General features: G+C 57.5%; 11 protein-coding genes and 3 pseudogenes. 9 read left to right on the forward strand and 5 right to left on the reverse strand.

Annotation, left to right across the window (positions count from 1 at the left end):
• The first annotated feature begins 390 nt into the window (after nt 1-390).
• From AXG89_RS30080 to AXG89_RS30110, 7 genes and pseudogenes are all read left to right on the forward strand, one after another.
• Nucleotides 391-885, forward strand: coding sequence for a hypothetical protein (locus tag AXG89_RS30080; protein ID WP_062172820.1), 495 nt, complete (start codon nt 391-393; stop codon nt 883-885).
• 22 nt (nt 886-907) lie between these two features.
• A complete protein-coding gene (locus AXG89_RS30085; protein WP_082771579.1) occupies nt 908-1648 on the forward strand; it encodes a response regulator in 741 nt (246 codons plus the stop codon).
• A 693-nt stretch (nt 1649-2341) separates the two neighbouring features.
• Entirely contained in the window at nt 2342-2518 is a 177-nt protein-coding gene (locus tag AXG89_RS43655) for a BON domain-containing protein (protein WP_236873534.1), read from the forward strand.
• Nucleotides 2519-2613: 95 nt separating this feature from the next.
• A complete protein-coding gene (locus AXG89_RS45000) occupies nt 2614-2865 on the forward strand; it encodes a BON domain-containing protein (protein WP_442861770.1) in 252 nt (83 codons plus the stop codon).
• Between the two features lie 265 nt (nt 2866-3130).
• The gene (locus AXG89_RS30100) at nt 3131-3577 is read left to right on the forward strand and encodes a response regulator (RefSeq protein ID WP_062172812.1); all 447 of its coding nucleotides are present in this window, start codon (nt 3131-3133) and stop codon (nt 3575-3577) included.
• A 106-nt stretch (nt 3578-3683) separates the two neighbouring features.
• A pseudogene (locus tag AXG89_RS30105) lies at nt 3684-4901 on the forward strand (sensor histidine kinase).
• Between the two features lie 191 nt (nt 4902-5092).
• Nucleotides 5093-7477, forward strand: coding sequence for a PAS domain-containing protein (locus AXG89_RS30110; RefSeq protein WP_062172810.1), 2385 nt, complete (start codon nt 5093-5095; stop codon nt 7475-7477).
• Between the two features lie 694 nt (nt 7478-8171).
• Here the strand turns inward: AXG89_RS30110 and AXG89_RS30115 are convergent.
• From AXG89_RS30115 to AXG89_RS30135, 5 genes are all read right to left on the reverse strand, one after another.
• Nucleotides 8172-10535, reverse strand: a complete 2364-nt coding sequence (locus AXG89_RS30115; RefSeq protein ID WP_082771577.1) for a putative bifunctional diguanylate cyclase/phosphodiesterase — start codon at nt 10533-10535, stop codon at nt 8172-8174.
• 6 nt (nt 10536-10541) lie between these two features.
• Complete coding sequence (locus AXG89_RS30120) at nt 10542-11141, reverse strand: methylamine utilization protein (protein ID WP_062172808.1); 600 nt, start codon at nt 11139-11141, stop codon at nt 10542-10544.
• Nucleotides 11142-11228: 87 nt separating this feature from the next.
• Complete coding sequence (locus tag AXG89_RS30125; protein WP_062172806.1) at nt 11229-11666, reverse strand: group I truncated hemoglobin; 438 nt, start codon at nt 11664-11666, stop codon at nt 11229-11231.
• Complete coding sequence (locus AXG89_RS30130) at nt 11666-12541, reverse strand: DUF3034 family protein (RefSeq protein ID WP_062174186.1); 876 nt, start codon at nt 12539-12541, stop codon at nt 11666-11668. The genes AXG89_RS30125 and AXG89_RS30130 overlap by 1 nt, the downstream gene beginning before the upstream one ends.
• A gap of 446 nt (nt 12542-12987) precedes the next feature.
• Nucleotides 12988-13446: a GGDEF domain-containing protein gene (locus AXG89_RS30135; RefSeq protein ID WP_162916114.1), complete on the reverse strand. Its 459-nt coding sequence runs from the start codon at nt 13444-13446 to the stop codon at nt 12988-12990.
• A gap of 86 nt (nt 13447-13532) precedes the next feature.
• Here AXG89_RS30135 and AXG89_RS30140 point away from each other — a divergent pair.
• Nucleotides 13533-14054 (forward strand): annotated as a pseudogene (locus tag AXG89_RS30140) (IS110 family transposase); the annotation flags it as partial.
• A 265-nt stretch (nt 14055-14319) separates the two neighbouring features.
• Nucleotides 14320-15332, forward strand: a pseudogene (locus tag AXG89_RS30145) (IS110 family transposase).
• The last annotated feature ends 183 nt before the right edge of the window (nt 15333-15515 follow it).

Here is a 15515-nt window from a genome sequence, read left to right on the forward strand (position 1 = left end):
GACATATACGACGATACGTCGCAGTACACCACCCGGTCGACGCGCACATTAGACGAAAAGCAGTTTGCGTAGCAGAGCGAGGGGTAGAGGTGACAGCGAAACCGTTTTTCAAACTGCTGGGCGACAAGAGCACCGATTTATAAGTATTTTGTTTTGGCTTGCATGGGCAAACTGCCCGACCAAATAATTTCTTCGGGTTGGCTTCCTGGTGCCGTAGACCGATAAAAAGCGCTCATTCTTTGGTGCGCCGCGATCTGCGCTGGGCGTGACCCCGCAACGAATTGTTATAGATTTTAGCTACACTGGGCGTCCTTGAACCGATGTTCGCGGCTGTTGACCTTCCAAACAATGGTAGCGAAGGCGTAATTTATTAACACTGCTGGAGTCGCAATGCTTGTCGACCGATTTATAGCTCAATCTAACCTGTTCAGTCGCGTGAAGTTGGCAAAACAGCAAAGTAGAGAAGCTCAGCTTTATGCAAGTTGGATCCTCTCGGACATCCAATGTTGCTTAACCTCGATTGCCATTATCGATGACGCCGAAGGCGAGGAAAATAGCGGTACGTTTGCGGCAGGCGGTCAACAACGCTCCGCATTTGCTATGCCCAAGAAGACGCTGATGGATCTATCGAAAGCCGTTTGCGACTTGCAATGCCATGCCGGACTCGCCGCATTGCATCTTTCTGAATTAGGGAACGAGACAATAGGCGCTCACCTGCAGCGTGTAGACGACGCGACGACGGAGGAAACTGTCGTAATCGTTGAACTCACCCTGCAACAACTAACCCGCAACTTGACGCGCGTTCACCGGTCAGTACAGGCCCTTGAGGCCAGTGTCCGCAAAACGTTGCACACGATATTTTCGGAACTTTCTGGTTTAGATTAATCTGAACAGTCGTGTCTTTCTCGTGCGCCTAAAAGATAGCGGCGTCGGCATAGCTCCGGAATTACTACCTCATATTTACGAACTCTTCACACAAGCAGAACGGTCCCTTGCGCGCTCCCGCGGTGGACTGGGGATGGACCTTGCGTTGGTAAAACGTATCGTGGAAATGCACGATGGGATCATCGACGTTCATAGCGTCTTGAACGAAGGGACGGAATTTGTGATACGTCTGCCGATCGCAATATTGTCAGCAAAGCTAGCGTTGCCGGTGACCGAATCAAGTATCAAATCATCGACCGCGTTGCGTATTCTCGTTGTGGATGACAACGTCGACACAGCAGAGAGTACGGCGATGCTGGTGGGAATGCTCGGGCATACCGTGAGGACGAAGCACGATGGCAATAGCGCGCTTCGAGCCGCATCCGAATTTCGGCCTAACGTGTTGCTTCTAAACATAGGCTTGCCCGGGCTCAACGGTTACGAGGTTGCATCGCGCATCAGAGAACAATCGAGTCTCGACCACACGGTTCTTGTCGCAATTACTGGATATGGCCACGAAACAGATCGACAGCTTGGGTTGAGGTCTGGAATCGATCATTACCTAGTCAAGCCTGTTGACTTCGATCGAATGCGACGCATCCTAGGACAGTCGCCGATCGAGCTGTCACGCCGACACACTTGGAACCGTAGGGCAGTCGGAATTCCGATAAGGCCTTCGCAACGCGAAACGGGTCATCTGCCGCCGCGTCTCCGTACGCCTTAGCCATGCCCGTCGAAACCCAGAAATACACAAGTTAGCCCCTGCCTTACCCACATCGATTGGCAACACATTCTTTGATGCCGCCATCTTTAGGTCAGGCAGAGGCAATTAATAAAAAAGCCGGCCACAGAAGCTAACGGCAAAGGATACCGATGCCGAGGGCGGCAACCGGTATCCGAGAGATCGATGCTACAACGACAGTGTGGACGACAGCACCGGTGCCGGCGAGCACTTTGATCGCTTTGTCATGAAACATTTTTGCCTGTTGCTCAGCCGCCGTTGGCAAAAAGAGCAGAAGCCTTTCGAAATGATTGCGTGGTCGATCACCTCTCGGGAACATGTCCGGCGGCTTGGTATGCTCTTCCCCGCCTACCACTCCGGAGAGATTCTCCGCCGGATCCGTGATACACGAACGCTCTCAACGTCAATCCCCTTTTGCGCGGAAATTAGCTTTCTAACGATGAGAGTGTAGACTTGTAGACGAGGTTCGGCTTGACCTGGGTCAACGAATGCAGACATTGGCGATGCGGTCTTTAGTCGCCGGCGTCCGACACGATCCCAAGTTGGCGTCGCCACGCGGCCTGCTGCTGTGTGCTGAGTAGTTTCCGACTCTATCGGAACCGCACGACGGCTTCTATCATCAGCAACATCATTTATTGCATTCTTCAAGCATTCCTGATCGGTCCCGGAGACATCATGGCATTTATAGTCAATGACAGCGAGCTACAACAGGCCGTTCTATCCGAACTTGCCTGGGAACCGAGCGTCACCGCTGCACATGTCGGCGTTACGGCAGCCAGCATCGTCACATTGACCGGCACGTTACATCGTTTGCGGAAAAACATTCCTCCGAAGCGGCTGCGCTGCGCCTGAAGGGTGTCGAGGCGGCTGCGGACAACATCCAAGTCCACCTTGCCTTCGACGCGAAGCGCAGGAACGACGACATTGCAGCAGCGATCGTAAATCGGCTGGCCTGGGACGTTTCCGTTCCTCCGGATGCGGTTGGGGTCTATGTGGAAAACGATTGGATAACACTCAGCGGCAGCGTGGACCGGCATTTTCATAGAGAAGCTGCCGTTCAGGACGTTCGCCGGCTTCTAGGCGTGACCGACATGACCGACCATATAACCCCAAACGCCCCAATTAACGAGTTTCAGGTCCGCAGAAATCTCACACAAGCCTTAAAGCGTTTTGGTCCGACTCCCGCAATATTTCGGTGACGGCAAGCGGCGCAACGCTGCGACTGACGGGTCCGTGCGCACGCCGCAAGAGTACAACCGAAATAGGTTTCTTCGCAGTTTTTGCTCCTTGCCTCAGCCTCGCAAGGCCCACGATCTCCATCATCGTTTCTCAGTCATCTCATACGCGGTAAGGATATTTACATTCGGATGGGGCTATTTTGGGGATTCCCATAGATATGGGTACAAACGGTGCTCACGACGGACCAGCTTCTGAGCTCCTATGCCTTCTCGTCTCGAAAGTTCAATGCAACCCTACCCCAAAAACTCGCTCTCACGAGCCTGGACCGACCGTCGTATCGCGGCCTATATCGAGCCCCTGCGCGTGTTAATCGTCGACGACAACCTAAATGGGGCGGAAGCACTTGCTGCATACCTTTCGCTCGACCCTATGGAGTGCCGAATTTCGTTAAGCGGCGCTCAAGCCATCGAAATGGCGACGGCTTGGGTGCCTGATGTGATTGTCATGGATATTTCAATGCCCGAGCTGAATGGACTAGAGGCAACGCATGCGCTAAGGCGTGATTTGCGAACGGGCAGCATCGTGATCATCGCTTTCACCGCGCTCGATGAGGCGGAGGTTCTCCGGCACCTGTTGCACACGTCGTTTGATGGCTATTGTCAAAAAGGACAGTCGCCGGGGGTGCTAATAGCATTAATCGATTCGTTCGGACGCCAGCGTCCAATCGGGTAGGGTTGATAGAAGAATGTTGTTTCGGTACCGCAACTATTGCTGTCGGTTCGCCATGCCCGTAACCTCAGACATCCGCTTTTACACAAACCTGGTCTTGTGGCTTCCGATGATCGACACGCCTATACGCCCGCTGCGCAAATTTTCCGACTTCATTCGCGAGCATCGGGTCCGGCTGACCGAGCAATGGATGAAAGCCGTTTTCGGCGACGTCGACCTTGTCGGTGCTGACAAGCTTACTTACGAGCAACTCGCCGATCACTTGCCGGGAATTCTCGACGGGTTGTGCGCCGCACTCGACATTGAAGATCTCGAGCGTGTCGGGCCGGCCATCGAGCGCGATGCGCGAAGCCACGGATTGGTCCGCTGGCGCCAGGGCTATAGGATCGAGGAGCTCGTGCGTGAACTCGATTTGTTTCATCAGGCGCTCGCGGACGCACTGGAAAAATTCGCCGACCAGGACAGCACGTTCACTCGCCACCACGAAGGCCGGGCACGGCGCCTCGTTGCCGAAACACTCAGCATGGTAACGCTCACGTCGATCAAGGAAGTGGTCAGTGAACGCGACCGCAAGATCGACGAGTAAACAGGCCGGCTCGAGCGCGCGAATCACGAACTGACGCTCAAGCAACGGCTGGTTAGCGATCTCTACGAATCGCGCATGCAGATCACGCGCAGCGTGGTCCACGATCTGCGCAATTTTCTGAATGCGTTTTCAATCGCACTGCAGTTGGTCAGTCGCGCGCCCTTAAAAGCCGATGTGGCGCTGACGATGGCCACCCGGCAGGCCGCCGACATGAAAGAACTCGTTGATCAGATGGTCGAATACTCGGTCGTGCTTGGCGACGCCGCTCTGCTCACGCTCGAACAAGTCGAATTGCGAGATCTCTTTGATGAACTTGTCGCCTTCGCGCAGCCGGCCATCGAGGCAAAAGCGCTCACGTGGCGCGCGAGTTTCGACCCTGCGCTGTCTACCGTCACCTCCAATCGACTCAAGCTGAAGCAGATTGCCATTAACCTCTTGTCCAACGCGACGAAATACACGAAGTCGGGGGAAATCAACCTCAGCTTTGTCTTGGCGGGCTTGGGGCATTGGTCGATCCACGTGTCGGATACCGGCGTGGGCATCCCGCCTGAGGACGCGAACCGCGTGTTCGACGAGTTCGAACGCGCCGCAGGCCAAGATGTTCCAGGCACCGGTCTAGGTCTCGCGATCGTCAAGGAGCTATGCAGATTATTAGGCGGGCAAATCGATTTTATCTCTCGCGAAGGCGTGGGGACCACATTCGACATCCGCTTTCCGCTGGCCCCGGCCGAACCGCGATGAGCGTCCCGCCGACTACATATCGACATAACCGTCAGCAATTGAGTGACCCGTCTCAGCAGTTCACTTGGACCAGGTTTAGCCAAAGGCGGCGGTCTCTGCCGAGATGAATTGTCGATAACCCCTATCATTCCGAGTATAAATTGTCCTTATAAAACGTTCGTCCGCAGCGCCCCTTTTTATGAGACATCGCAATGCAAAATGCTTTTACCGAAAATCAGGTCGATCTGGGAGACCCCGAGACGATTCTCGATAGCATCACGGACGGCTTCTTCACTCTCAACGCAAATTGGCAGTTTTGTTATGTAAGCCGTCAGACCGAAACAATTTGGGCACGCGAGGCCTGCGAGTTGCTTGGTAAAAGCATTTGGGACGTGTATCCCGGCACCGTAGGCAGCGAGTTCGAAAGGGTCTACCGGAAAGTAGCACAGGAGCGCACGACCGTTGCGTTTTGTTCTTACTATCCGGATCATGACCGTTGGTATGAGGTGAATGTGTATCCGGCCAGGGGCGGATTGGCGATCTACTTTCGCGATGTCACAACGCGTATGTACGACGAGAGCCGCCGCAACGCGCTGCTTAAATTAGCCGATCTCGTTCGTGGCGCAACGACGTCGGAAGAGATCATGTACGGGGCCTCCCAAGTCCTGGGCGAAACGCTCACTGCAAGCAGAGTGGGCTACGGAACTATTGATCCTGTCGCCGAAACACTGCATGTCATCCGGGATTGGAACGCCCCGGGCGTAGAGAGCTTGGCGGGCAGGCTGCATTTGCGCGATTATGGTTCATTCATTGACGACTTAAAGGCAGGAAAATTCGTCGCTATTAATGATGTCGAGCACGACTATCGTACTGCGGAAGCATCAGCGGCGTTGCAGCGGCGCAATGCAGGGGCGTTCGTCGATGTTCCGATTATCGAGCAAAATGAGCTGGTAGCAATGTTGTTCGTCAATCATGAAAAGGCGCGAAAGTGGACCGCTGAGGAACTGGCTTTTATCAGGGAGGTGGCAGAAAGAATTCGAACTGCCAGCGAACGATTACATAACGAGGAAGAACTTGAAAAAGTCGTTGCGGAGTCTGAGCGCCGGCGCCGACTTTACGAATCGTTCTTAGAAAACTCTCCCGACCTAGCCTACGTATTCGACCTGAGTCATCGGTTCATCTACGCCAATAAGGTACTGCTCAATATGTGGAGCCGAACTTGGGACGAGGCGATCGGAAAAAATTGCCTCGAACTCGGTTATGAGCCATGGCATGCTGAGATGCATGACCGGGAGATCGAACAGGTCGTCGCTACGAAACAGTCCGTTCATGGAGAGGTCCCCTTCGAGGGCGCCTATGGCCGACGCATTTACGACTATATATTTGTGCCTGTACTGGGCCCTCACGGTGACGTGGAAGCCATCGCCGGTACGACCCGCGATGTGACAGAACGCAAGCAGGCAGAGCAAGCCTTGCACGACTCAAACCGCCGCAAGGACGAATTTCTGGCAATGCTTTCTCACGAGTTGCGAAACCCGCTCGCTCCGATTCGGAACTCCCTCTACATTCTTGACCGGGCCGACCCTTCCGGGCAACAAGCGAGAAACGCAATAGAGGTTATAAGCCGTCAGGTCACACATCTGACCAACCTCGTGGACGACCTTCTTGACGTTACGCGGATTGCGACAGGCAAGATCGAACTGCAGCGCGCGGAGGTGGACTTAGCTGCACTGGTCCGGCGCACTGCGGAGGACTCTCGCGCTTTGACCCAAGCACGTGGCCTCGAACTTTGTGTCGTCGTGGAAGGCGAGGGACTCTTCGTGGAAGGTGATGAGACCAGATTGTCACAGGTGCTCGGGAACCTGCTCGGCAATGCGGCGAAGTTCACGCCGACAGGGGGTCGAATAACGGTGACGGCTCATAAGCGCGCCGGAAGCGCCCTTATTCAAGTTACTGATACTGGATTGGGCATCGCGCCGGACGTGCTGCCGATCATCTTCGACCCATTCACTCAGGCGAGCCAAGATCTGGCGCGAACGGAAGGCGGACTCGGCCTCGGGCTCGCGCTCGTTAAGGGAGTAATCGTCCTTCACGGCGGGAGCGTCGCGGCGAAGAACATTGCAAATGCCGGCGCGCAGTTCACGATCGAACTGCCGCTTACACAGCTTACAGCATCGACAGCGCCTGATTTCTCGGCAATCGAAATAGACGGCAATACGTCCTCACGTCGGGTACTCATTGTCGATGACAATGCCGACTCTGCCGATTCGCTTGCGGCGATTGCCGACATGTTGGGACATACGGTTGACGTGTGTTACAACGGACGCAGCGCGGTCGCACTAGCGGAGAATAAGCAGCATGAATTGGTGCTGTGCGATATCGGGCTTCCCGATATAAACGGATATGAGGTCGCGCAGGCACTGCGGCGAAAGCTTCCGGCGAAGACAAGATTGGTTGCGATAAGCGGCTACGCTCAGCCCGAAGACGTGCAAAGGGCGCTCGATGCGGGCTTCGATGCGCATTTCGCGAAGCCGCTCGATATGCTTCGCATCGAGCAACTTCTTACAGGCGATGATTCTTTCGATAATCGCAAGTAGTGCACTGATCTACCGCGTTTTCGAAGGCGCATTCCTTCCATCAATGACGGAGCGTCCGCTTTCAATCCAATCGACCGTCGCTTGTAGGCGCGATTACGGTCAACCATTGCCTTTGATGTAGGACTTGCTGATAGGCTGGTCGGATACGCCCGAGGAATTCGTAACAAAACCCCGAGACCGAGAAATGGCAAATAGTTAGGATAACATAACAAAAAGCGGTATATAATTATGTAAAATTAAAGCTTACACAGAAATGCCGCGAAACGAGGGTTCAATGTCACTCAGTGCAAACGATGTGGTCTTGCCAGAACAAGGTGGCGTTGCGGCCGTTCGTACATCCCCAAAGATCCAGATCCTTTTCTAATCGCACTGCGAATTGAAGATCCGTTTCTTCCTATAATTTTGCCTTGGTGATCCTTGAGCAGCCTGCAGAACACCTCCGGATCGCCGTTTCCGCCGTTGCAAGTAGCGGGACGAACGCTTCGTCGTATCCATTCCCGAGTTGGTCCCTAAGCATCGGCTTACTTGGCCTCGATGCTTGGAGCTTTGCAGGCGTTAGGGGCATAATGGACTCAGCGTGCATTGGCCCGGTGATCCAGATGGGCTGAAACGTTCGGGTTCGGGTTCGATGTCGAGCGATGCCAAATATTTGGCTTGTAAAGGCTTTACGTTCCGGTGCCCTGATCGAATGCGCTTACACGGCTGGCGCGAGCGCTTCGTTGATGTCGTCGTCCGCTGCGCGCGCGTTTCGCCACTCGGTCTCCCAGCCGGCCAGCCACACCTCCAGCTTTGCCGGCGGCAGCGGCCGGCTTAGGTGATAACCCTGCACCAGGTCGCACCGCAGGTCCTTCAACTGCATCATAATCGCTTCGGTCTCTACGCCTTCGGCCACCACTTTCAGCCCCATGTTGTGGCCGAGGTCGATTGTCGAGCGCACGATCGTCTCGTCGTCCTTGTGTTCGGCCATGCCCAGCACGAAGGACTTGTCGATCTTCAATTCGTCGACGGGCATGCGCTTCAGGTAAGACAACGACGAATAGCCCGTGCCGAAGTCGTCGATCGATAGCCGGATCCCGAGCGCGTGCAGGCGGTCGAGCGTCTCGATGGCGTGATTCGGGTCGTCCATGATGGCGCTTTCCGTGATCTCGATCCAGATCCACTCCGGTTTCACGCTGTACTTGGCGAGCAGCGCAGCGAAAGTGTCAGGCAGCGACGACTGGATCAGCTCGCGCGCGGAGACGTTGATCGACACTGCCAGGTCGATGCCCTGCGCGTGCCAGATCGCGCACTGGTGGATCGCCTTGTCGGCGACCCAGCGCGATACCGTCTTGATGTAGCCTGTCTGCTCGGCGAACGGGATAAACTGGTCCGGCGCTATGAAGCCGCGCGTCGGATGGTCCCAGCGCACGAGCGCCTCCACGTACTTGACGGTGTGGGTCGCGAGATCGACCTTCGGTTGGTAGTGAAGCGTCAACTGGTCGTGCTCGACGGCTTGGCGCAGTTCGCCCATCAGCGAGAGCCGCTCGGCGCTGTTGTGGTCGTGGCTTTCATCGTAGAGCGCGAATCCCGAATTAGTGCGCTTCGCCGTGTACATGGCGATGTCCGCGCGCCGCAGTAGCGCGTTCATGTCGACGCCGTTGTGCGGATACGTGACGATGCCGATGCTCGCGCCGATATCCACCAGTTGGCCTTCGATCATGGTCGGCGATTCGAGCGCCTTCAGGAGGCGATGTGCGATCAGCTTCGCCGCCCCGATGTCGTCGGTCGGCAGAAGGATGGCGAACTCGTCGCCGCCCAGGCGCGCGACGGTGTCGGAGCCGCGATGCAGAGACGCGCGCAGGCGTTTCGCCACCTCGCACAGCAACAGGTCGCCGATCGGATGGCCGAGCGTGTCGTTCACGTACTTGAAGCGGTCGAGGTCCATCATCATCACCGCGAGCGGATGCTCCGCGTGCATCGCGACGCTGATTGCCTGCTGCAGCCGGTCGTTGAAGAGTGCGCGGTTCGGCAGCCCGGTCAGCTGGTCCATGTAGGCGAGCTCGGTGATGCGCAGTTCGCGCTCGGCGATACCGACCTGCATCTGGTTGAATGACGCCGCCAGCTCGCCGATCTCGTCGTGCCGATGGATCAGGAGCGGCTCAGCGTAGTCGCCCCGACCGATGCGGCGCGAGAAGCGCGTGAGTGCCGCGATCGGCCGTGTCACGCTGCGCGCGATCAATACGCTACCGACGATTGACACCAGCACGCCTACTAGGGTAATCAGCAGCAGCGTGGTGTGCAGGCGGTGAAACGGCGCGAGTGCGTCCTCCATCGAGCGCTGCAGGAGAACCACCATCGCGTCGCCGCCGGCGTTGAGCGTGATGACGCGATCCGCGTGGCTGCCGTCGGTGAAATTTGTGCCGGCGCGAATCACGGGGCGCTCCAACATCGGCAGCGAACTGGCGAGCACGCCCCAGGTGCCATCGGCGTGGCGCTCGAGGAAGGAGACGTCGAGCGCGGTCAGCCTGCCCATGTCGCTTGCCAGCGTGTCGTCGATCAGAAAGCCCATCGCGACCCACGCGATCGTCACCGGTGCCTTCACCGGCACAGCGACGAGCTCGTACGGTCGTCCGTCGATCATGCCGATCGACCAGGCGTCGCCGCCGCGCTGCGCCGAGTGCAGCAGGGTCGGAAACGGGAACGCGGCGCCATCGCTCTGGGTGCCCTGGCTGTCGGCGATCAGCTTACCGTCGAGGCCCGCAAGCATCACGAGGTCTGCGTTGACGCGCTCGCCGTGGTTCTGCAGCGCCGAGGCGACCGTACGCTCGTCGTGGCTCGCGACCGCCTGCCGAAAGCCAAAGTCCGATGCGACGACGCCCGCCGCCTGCGTGAGCTTTTCGCCATTCGCACGCAGCACCTGCCTGAAGACGCGCTCCGCCACAGACAACTGGTCGTTGACGTTCGCGCGCGCGTTCGACGTGATGACAGAGCTGATCACCAGATAGGCGGCGGTCTGCGCGACGAGCATCAACAGCACGAAGACGACGGCGATACGGGCGCGCAGGCTGTGAAGTCGCATGGCGGCCTATTGCGGCTTGAGCGGCAATGCGAACTTCGCGACGCCGGCGTCGGCAACGAGCTTTTGCGTCGGCTGAGCGTCGGGAGTGGTCATGCGGTAATGCCACGCGGTGACCTTGAGCGCGTCGGCGGGCACGTTGTCAATGGTCGCGTTGCCGCTCGCATCGGTCTTGGCGAAATACGGCGTGTCGACAAGCAGCAGGTACGCGACCATTGCGTCGTGAATGTTGCATCCCATCACGACGAGGCCGGGCTTTTCGAAGACGACTGGCGCTGCCGGAATGCCGTGATACAGGTTGAGTTCGAATTTCTTCGCGGGCGAAAACGAATAGACGTCGTGCTCGATGTTGTCTTTGTTCGGGAACGCAATGGCCGCGCCCGTCTGCGCCACCGATACGAGCGGCACAAACTGCCGCTTGATCTGGTCGATCACCGCGCCTACGGGTTTGGTCGTGGGCAGCTTGCCACTCGCCGGGCTCACGTAGACTATGGCGTCCTGCAGCGGCGCGCCCGCCTGGTCGACGACCTGAACGCGCAGCGTCGCCGCGTGCGCGCCGCATGCGGCGAGAAACGCCAGGCCGAAGGCCACAATTTTGGTCGATAACATTGAAGTCTTCCAGTTGAGCGCGCGAGTGTGACGCCCCGATCGTATTAACGGAGCGCGAGCAGAAAACTTGAGCGGTGCCAGCGCTCGCTATTCGCGGTCCTGGATGTCGCGATACATCGGTGCGAGTTTCGCGAGAAGCTGGTTCTGCGCGTGAAACGGCACGCCGTGCTTGTCCATCGCCTTCTGCAGATTTTCGACCATCGCGTCAAACGCGGCGCGGTCAATGTTCTGGCCTTCGTGCGCACGCTTCATGGTGCGGCCAGTATAGGTACAGGGTCCGCCAAGCAGCGCGCAGAACTGCTCGACGAGCTTTTCCTTGATGCGGCGGATCGGCGCGTTCTCGAAGTACGGTGCGGTGCGCGGGTCGGCGAGTAGGTTGGCGTAGAGATCGTCGGTGATGGCGATGAGGCCGGGCTTCTCGCCGAAGGTCCGGTAGACCGCGTCGTCGGCGTGCGCGGGCGTGGCGAGCATCGCCGCCAGAAGAATCGCGCAGGCGGCGAACACGCGCGTGAGGATGGCATGCATTAGAAGCCCGCCTGGAGTGAGAGGTAAGCGCCGCGCTGATTTCTGAACGTGGCGATGTCGCCGAGCGCCACATATGCGAGGGTGAGCGAGACGTGCTTGGTGGGCGCCCACGCGACGAACGCATCGTAGGCGTTCTGTTCGCGCGCGAAGCCGAGGTTGTCGGGCTTGGCGCGGTATTCGCCGCCGATCACGACGGACTTCGACAGCATGTACGCTGCCGACAGTTCCCATTCAGGGTGGTAGGCGTTCGACTTGTCGCCGCCGAAGCCGAGCAGGCCGAACTGGTTGGCCTTCGTGAAGCGCAGCGTGCCGTTCAGCAGGATGCTTTGCGCGAGCAGCAGCTTGGTCGCCGACAGGTAGAAATCGGTGCCGGAATTGCTGTCGGCGCCGACCGCTTTGACGATGTCGCCCTGCTCGTTGTGCTTGAACTGGATGCCGACCGCCATTTGCGGGATCCAGGTGTCCTGATCGAGCACGGCGTCGCCGAAGAGCCGCACCTTCATCCCGGCGATATCCTGGTTGAACTTGAAGCTGGAGCCGAGGCCGAGTGCGGCGCCGGCATCGCGTGTGTCGAAGGTCTGCCGCGCGACCGACAATTCGACGCGGTTCGCGACGCCGAGCGCGGCGCCATAAGTGGCGAGCGCGAAGTCTTGGGTGCGCAAGTAGGTTCCATACGCACTGCCGCCGACCTGCGACGCCGTTCCGTAGCCGCCGATCACTGCCCACGGCGTGAGGCCGCCACCCCCCGCGCCTTCTAATTCGGACACGCCGCCGGTCAGCAGCAACTTGCCGCCGGTCGCGTCATCGGCGTGAGCTTGGCCGGCGAACGCGACGCAGGCCGCGAACGCGAGACAGTTTGATCGTTTTGACACCATGCTTTCACGTGCGCCTCGTGCGGAAGCGTCCGGCCGTTGTATGTAAGTCTCTCTTTACGGCACAAATCGCGTTCTCTTAAGTCGGCTTTGTCAAACTGTTAGGAGTGGTACGGCATGATGGCGGGTGTGACTATAGACAGAAAGTGATCGACGGATTTGGGTGACTTCGGCGATTCGCATCAAGCGAATCGAGCTGTGCGCTGTTTGCGAGAAAGTGAAGCGCGCAGGAGATGCCGCTTGAGCGCGATATGTCAGACCAAAATTAGGCGTTAAGCACAGATGACGCCCATGATCGTTATTGCGCCTCTCTCAGCGCGCGTTTTGATATTTGTGGCTATGCCTCAAACTGTCCGCTGTCGTAGCATCTGTCGACCAAGCCACTGACGCGCCTCTACCTCCGCACGCTCGGTGTGAAGCATTGAGCAGCATCAGCGCTCTTCAGTACGTCAATCCGCCACCCGGTTCCTGCCTGCCGCCTTTGCCGCATATAGTGACTTGTCTGCAGCGGCGAGCAGGTCGTGCATCGACGCTAACGCGTGCGATAAGGACGCGCAACCAAGACTGACGGTCACTACCTGCTCACCCACGGCGGTATCGATCCGGCTGGCTTCGATGGTCGCGCGGATGCGTTCTGCGATCAGCGCCGCGCCATCCGCCGACGTACCGGGCAGCATCAGGCAAAACTCCTCCCCTCCGAGGCGCGCAATCACATCGATAGAGCGAAGGGAACGCCTCGCCTCCGCGACAATTCTTTCCAGGACCTTATCGCCTGCCTGGTGCCCTGCTGTATCGTTGATTTTCTTGAAGTGATCCGCATCGATCATTACAAACGAAAGCGATTTGCCCGACCGCTTCGACCGGGCAACTTCCTTCTCTGCGACCTTGAAAAAATGGGCGCGATTCATCGCTCCGGTCAGATGATCGGTCGTCAAAAGACGCGTGAGCTCGTCGCTGCTGATTTTCCTTTCCGATACGTCGCGCAGAACAACCGGTTTCCGAACGGCTTCCAACGGCGCTCATCGATACGCTACGGGAGCAATGGGCAGCGTTATCGAAGATTGACGAACAGGTTTCCACGATCGAGCGTCGCCTCAAACAAGCGGCACTTAACGACAACAACGTTAGAGCAATCACTGCGATTCCAGGCGTTGGCATCTTGACAGCCACCGCGGCTATCGCGTCGATGGGCGACGTAGGTGCGTTTCGATCGGGCCGTGAATTCGCCGCGTGGGTCGGTCTGGTCCCTAAGCAAAACGGTTCCGGGGGTAAGGTTACGCTTGGAAGAATTAGCAGACGTGGTGATACTTACTTGCGAACTTTATTAATTCACGGGGCAAGAAGTGTGCTGTACCGATTCAAGCAGCCTAACTCGTGGTTAGAAGAAATTAAGAAGCGGAGACCGCCAAACGTCGTGGTGGTCGCAATAGCAAACAAAATGGCGAGGACAATCTGGGCCGTTCTAAGTCACGGCCAGCCGTACGAGCCAGGGCACGTCAGTATTGAACCTGCCTAATCACTATCCGTTCTTACGACGGCGTTCGTCCAGGCAGGATCAAAGGTTGCGTTGGCAGTCGAAAGCGATGACAAAATAGGTCGGACCGGTACTCGCCAAACCTGAATGCGCATACGAGCTTGCAGCTCGTTTGATCAAAGAGGCGTGAGTAAGCGGATTTCATCGAGGCCCACAGTGCGCGCCTAGCGCTGTAGCAAGGCTGATGGTATGGACTCCCGCCCCCTCCGGGGCGACACTGACCGCACCAACTCCTGGGAGAACGTCAATGCCTACGCTTACCATCGGTCTAGACATCGCAAAAAACGTGTTTCAGATTCACGGCGTTGATCGCCACGGGAAAGTGGTCATTCAGCGAAAGCTTCGCCGAAGTGACGTGCTGAAGTTCTTCGCAAAACTCGAATCTGGTCTGATTGGCATCGAGGCCTGCCACGGATCGCATTTTTGGGCTCGTGAATTGACTGCCTTAGGTCATACGGTCCGGTTGCTACCAACGCAGTACGTAAAGCCATTCCTCATCGGCGGCAAAACGATGCGAATGACGCGGCTGCGATCTGTGCAGCAGTCACTCGTGCGGGCATCCACTTTGTCGCGATAAAAAGCGCGGAACAGCAGTCGCTGCAATCGGTGCATCGCATGCGCCAACGACTGGTCCTGGAGCGTACTGCCAAGTCCAATCAGATCCGAAGCATGTTTGCCGAAGAGGGTGTGATCTTCCCGATTGGTCTTCCGCAGTTAAAAAAGGGGGTGATGGCGCTGGTCAACGACCCCGATTCCGGCATCACCACTTTGCTAAGACGGCTTGGATCAATGTACCTTGAGCAACTGAAGGCATTGCAGCAATGGCTCGACGAACTTGCCACCGAGATAGCGGAGATATTCAAAAGCAATGAGGCCTGCCAGCGGCTCGCTACAGTTCCGGGAATTGGGCCGGTTATTGCGACTGCGCTCGTGAGCAGTGTGGGCGATCCCTCGCAGTTCAAGAATGGGAGACAGTTCGCAGCCTGGCTGGGGCTAACGCCGATGCAAAGATCGAGTGGAGGCAAAACGCGATTAGGCGGTATCACAAAGCGCGGCGACACTTATCTAAGAACTTTGCTTGTACAGGGTGCCCGCGCGGTAATGCACTTCGTGAGTCGGCGCAATGACAGTCACAGCCAGTGGATCAAATCCGTTATGCAACGCCGTCACGTGAGCATCGCGGCGATCGCCCTGGCGAACAAGACGGCGCGCATCGCTTGGGCCATATTGACGGGCAACGGCTGTTTCAGGGCTGCATAGCAGGCTTCAGATATCGAGTACTGTTTCATTTCTTCCGCGATTGCGCAAGAAGCGGCAAGCATGGCGAACCGGTCGGACCGGCGCTTGCAGATCCTGATATATCCGACGGCTGCAGTACGAAGCCAGAAGGCCGATGAGGAGCAAGCGCGCAGATTTCCATGATGGCTCGTGCGGCAGTAAGCA

It is taken from the genome of Burkholderia sp. PAMC 26561 (assembly GCF_001557535.2).
Lineage (GTDB): Bacteria > Pseudomonadota > Gammaproteobacteria > Burkholderiales > Burkholderiaceae > Caballeronia.

What these genes read in the sequence shown, in the direction of transcription:
- AXG89_RS43655 (WP_236873534.1), top strand. Translation starts at nt 2,342, where the DNA reads ATGGCATTTATAGTCAATGACAGCGAGCTACAACAGGCCGTTCTATCC.
- AXG89_RS30080 (WP_062172820.1), top strand. Translation starts at nt 391, where the DNA reads ATGCTTGTCGACCGATTTATAGCTCAATCTAACCTGTTCAGTCGCGTG.
- AXG89_RS30120 (WP_062172808.1), bottom strand. Translation starts at nt 11,141, where the DNA reads ATGTTATCGACCAAAATTGTGGCCTTCGGCCTGGCGTTTCTCGCCGCA.
- AXG89_RS30125 (WP_062172806.1), bottom strand. Translation starts at nt 11,666, where the DNA reads ATGCATGCCATCCTCACGCGCGTGTTCGCCGCCTGCGCGATTCTTCTG.
- AXG89_RS30130 (WP_062174186.1), bottom strand. Translation starts at nt 12,541, where the DNA reads ATGGTGTCAAAACGATCAAACTGTCTCGCGTTCGCGGCCTGCGTCGCG.
- AXG89_RS30135 (WP_162916114.1), bottom strand. Translation starts at nt 13,446, where the DNA reads ATGAATCGCGCCCATTTTTTCAAGGTCGCAGAGAAGGAAGTTGCCCGG.
- AXG89_RS30115 (WP_082771577.1), bottom strand. Translation starts at nt 10,535, where the DNA reads ATGCGACTTCACAGCCTGCGCGCCCGTATCGCCGTCGTCTTCGTGCTG.
- AXG89_RS30110 (WP_062172810.1), top strand. Translation starts at nt 5,093, where the DNA reads ATGCAAAATGCTTTTACCGAAAATCAGGTCGATCTGGGAGACCCCGAG.
- AXG89_RS30100 (WP_062172812.1), top strand. Translation starts at nt 3,131, where the DNA reads ATGCAACCCTACCCCAAAAACTCGCTCTCACGAGCCTGGACCGACCGT.